Origin of the sequence: Streptomyces sp. SID11385 (genome assembly GCF_010548245.1) — a bacterium.
GTDB lineage: Bacteria > Actinomycetota > Actinomycetes > Streptomycetales > Streptomycetaceae > Streptomyces.
This window is the reverse complement of record NZ_JAAGLR010000728.1, coordinates 1-3,131: the sequence shown is the minus strand read 5'-3', so window position 1 is coordinate 3,131 and position 3,131 is coordinate 1. Positions and strand designations below refer to the sequence as shown.

2 protein-coding genes are annotated in these 3,131 nt (G+C 74.6%); one reads left to right on the top strand and one right to left on the bottom strand.

The features are described 5' to 3' along the window. The first annotated feature begins 205 nt into the window (after positions 1 to 205). Positions 206 to 1,288 (top strand): hypothetical protein, encoded by a 1,083-nt coding sequence (locus tag G3I42_RS22080; RefSeq protein WP_164288522.1) that lies wholly within the window; start codon positions 206 to 208, stop codon positions 1,286 to 1,288. 254 nt (positions 1,289 to 1,542) lie between these two features. Here G3I42_RS22080 and G3I42_RS22075 read toward each other — a convergent pair. Next, on the bottom strand, positions 1,543 to 3,131 hold a 1,589-nt coding region (locus tag G3I42_RS22075; RefSeq protein ID WP_164288505.1), incomplete at its 5' end, for a TIGR03767 family metallophosphoesterase.

Genomic DNA, 3,131 nt, shown 5'->3' with positions numbered 1-3,131 from the left:
CTCGCGGCCGGGGCCGGGACAGGCGGCGCGGCGCGGCCGGGAGGGGCGGTGGGGCCCGTTGTCGCAGGCCCGGGGGTCCTCACCCGTTCGGCCCCGCCTCCGTCTCGGCACTCGAACACGCGTACTTTAGGACGAAGTTGTCCGGTTTCGTCGACGGAATCGTTACAGCGGTTAGCCGGAGGTGCCCAGGAGGAAGACCCCCGGCATGACTCATCTCTCCTCCGCCGTCCCCGCCTCCTCAGCCGCCCCCGCGGCACGCGAGTTGCCCGTCACGGGGCCGCACCTCGTGGCCGACGCCGCGCAGTTGCGCGCCCGGGGCATCACCGCCGCGCGCCTGGCGGCCCGTTGTGCCCCCGGTGGGGGCTGGCAGCGCCTGCTGCCCGGCGTGTTCCTGCTGCGTTCCGGGCGGCCCACGACCGAGGAGCGACTGCACGCCGCCGTGCGGTACGCGCGGCGGCCCCCGGCCGGACGGGCACGCGGGGTCCCGGCCCAGCCCACCTCCGAGGAGTCCCGCGACCCCGGCACGGTCGCGATGATCACGGGCCCGGCCGCGCTCGCCCTGCACGGCTTCCCGCTGGAGGGCCCGGTCGCCTCGCTCGCGACGGCGGAGCGGTACGACGTCCTCGTACCGCGGACGCGCAGGCTGCGCTCGACCGCGTTCGTACGCATCGTGCGCGGCGCCGAACTGCCGGTCCCGCAGCAGGTGACGGGCGTGCCGACCGCGCCCGTGACGCGGGCGCTCGCGGACACGGTCGCCGAGCTGAGCGACGCGGGAGCCGTGACGCGGCTGCTGGGGCGTGCGGTCCGCGAGGGGTACTGCGGCACGGGAGCGCTCCTGGCCGAACTGCGGCGCTGCGGGCTCATGAACAGGCCGTGCGTACTGGACGCCATGGAGACGTTGTTGCGCGAGGACCGGGGCGTCGCCGAGGAACGTTTGTACCGCATGGTCGAGGAGAGCGGGCTGCCCGACCCGGCATGGAACGTCGAACTGCGGCTCCCGCAGGGCCCCTCGCTCGGCACGGTCGACGCGTACTGGCCCGAGCAGGCGGTCGCCGTCGAGCTGGACACCCGCGTGCACCGGCCCGGCGAGGCGCACGAGCCGGACGCGACGTGGACGGAGTCGGCACGCAAGCGGGAACGCCTGGAACTGCTCGGCATCACGCTCCTGCACCTCACCCCGCGCAAACTGCGGGACGCGGCCGAGCAGCAGTCCTGCGTCGTGCGCACGGCACTGCTCACGGCGGCGGACCGCGAACCGGCGGCGTACGTGGAGGTACTGCCGCGCTGAGGCGCGCGCACGCCCGGGGCGCGGCCAAAACGGCGACCCCGTACCGGAGCGGCGCCCGCCTCCGTACCTGAGCGCCGTTCGCCCGGCGCCCGGAGCGCTCCCGTCCGCAGCTCCCCGCCGCCCCCGCTCCCTCCCACCCGCTCCCCCTCCCGCGTGAGGTTCCCGAACACCCGCACGAGACGACTTCCGGACATATGTCGACAAGGCGATGTGGTCACTCGTCGGTGGGTGTACGGCCGTTCGGGGGACGAGGCTCAGCGGGTGGGGAGCAGGAGTTCGGTGTTGCGGTCGGAGGGGCGTCCGGCGAGGGTCGTGCGGGCGCCCGGGGCGTTGAGGGCGAGTTCGCGGTAGAGGGACGCGAGGCCCCGGGGGTCGAGGTCGGTGAGGTCGGTCGCGGCCGGGGCGGAGGACTCGACGAGGGTGGTGAGGAGGGAGAGCGTGCCGTCGCCGTTGGCCGTCAGCTCGACGACGCGGGCGAGCTGGGGGTGGTCAATGTGGGACGCGGTGGAGATCTCCCAGAAGCCGGGGTGGGGGGTGATCGCGTTCTTGTGGCTGTGGCCGTTGATCCAGGCGAGGACGCGCGGGCTGCGGCTGAGCAGAGCGCTCACCGCCGCTCCGTCCCTGCGGCGTTCGCCGGGACGGGCCGGGTCGGGGCGGGTGTTGCGCATCGTGGCGCTCGTGTGGTGGCTGAAGACGAGCGCGTACGGCTGCTCGGCGCGGGCCAGGGTGCGTTCCAGCCACCGGAACTGCGTCTCGTCGAGCGAGCCCTCGTAGTGACCGCCGAGGTCGGTCGTGTCGAGGCTGATCCCCAGGACGTCGTCGCCGATCGGAAAAGCGTAGTAACGGACGCGGCGGTCGAGGGAGTTCTCCGTGTATCCGTGGCCGTGCGGACCCGGGCCTGTGTGCCGGGGATCGAGGTGGGCGCGCAGGTACCGCTCGGGGGTGACGGGGGCGCGGCGCGGGTCGGGAGTGACGCGGCGGGTGCGGCGACGCTGGTCGTGCAGAAGGGCGCGGAAGAGGTCGCCCTTGGGGTCCTGCCCGGCGGTGACCTTCTCCCAGAAGCCGGCGCCGGTTCCGGCCGGGAGGCTCATGAGCTTGCGGTCGCCGGTGGCGATCTCGTTCGCCCAGCCGTCCCCGGGGGCCCAGCAGCCGCCGGGGAGGAAGTCGTGGTTGCCCACGGTGGAGTACCAGGGGAGGTTGAGCCCCGGGCTGTGGAGGGTGCGGGTCGCGGCGGCGAGGTAGCCGGGCAGGTAGGGGAAGCCGAGGCGCTTGTCGGAGTCGGCGGCACGCGCCCCCGGCTGCCAGTACAGGTCGAGGCCCGTGCTCTGCACGCCCTCGAAGTGGCCGCGAAGGCCCGTGTCGGGGGTCACGGCGCCGCCGCTCATGAGGCCGAGGAACCAGTCGAGTTCGCAGGCAGCGTTGTTGTCGGTGTTGTCGCCCGTGGTCATGACGAGGTCGAGCGGGGCTCCCGTCGCCGGCGCGCCGCGCAGCGTGTTGACCCGTTCGACGAGCGCGAGCGCCCCGACGACGGACAGCGCCTCCTGCGGACGCCAGGCGCTCGCGGTCGCGGCGCGCAGGTACTCGTACCGCAGCGGGTGCTGCACGTCGACGAGATGCAGGTCGGTGAACTGGACGAGGGCGGCGAGCGTGCGCCGCCGCTCCTGCCGTCCCGCGTGCGCGGTGGCGAGATCCTCGCGCACGACCCGGTCCCAGCCGGGTCCCTCGGCGAGCCGCCGGTAGCCGCCCGGGCCGCCGCGCGGGGTGGCGACGGAGGCGAGGGTGGTGCCCTCGGTGTACGGGGCGAGAGGGGCGGGCGGCGAGGGGCGGGAGGAGAGCCGGGCGG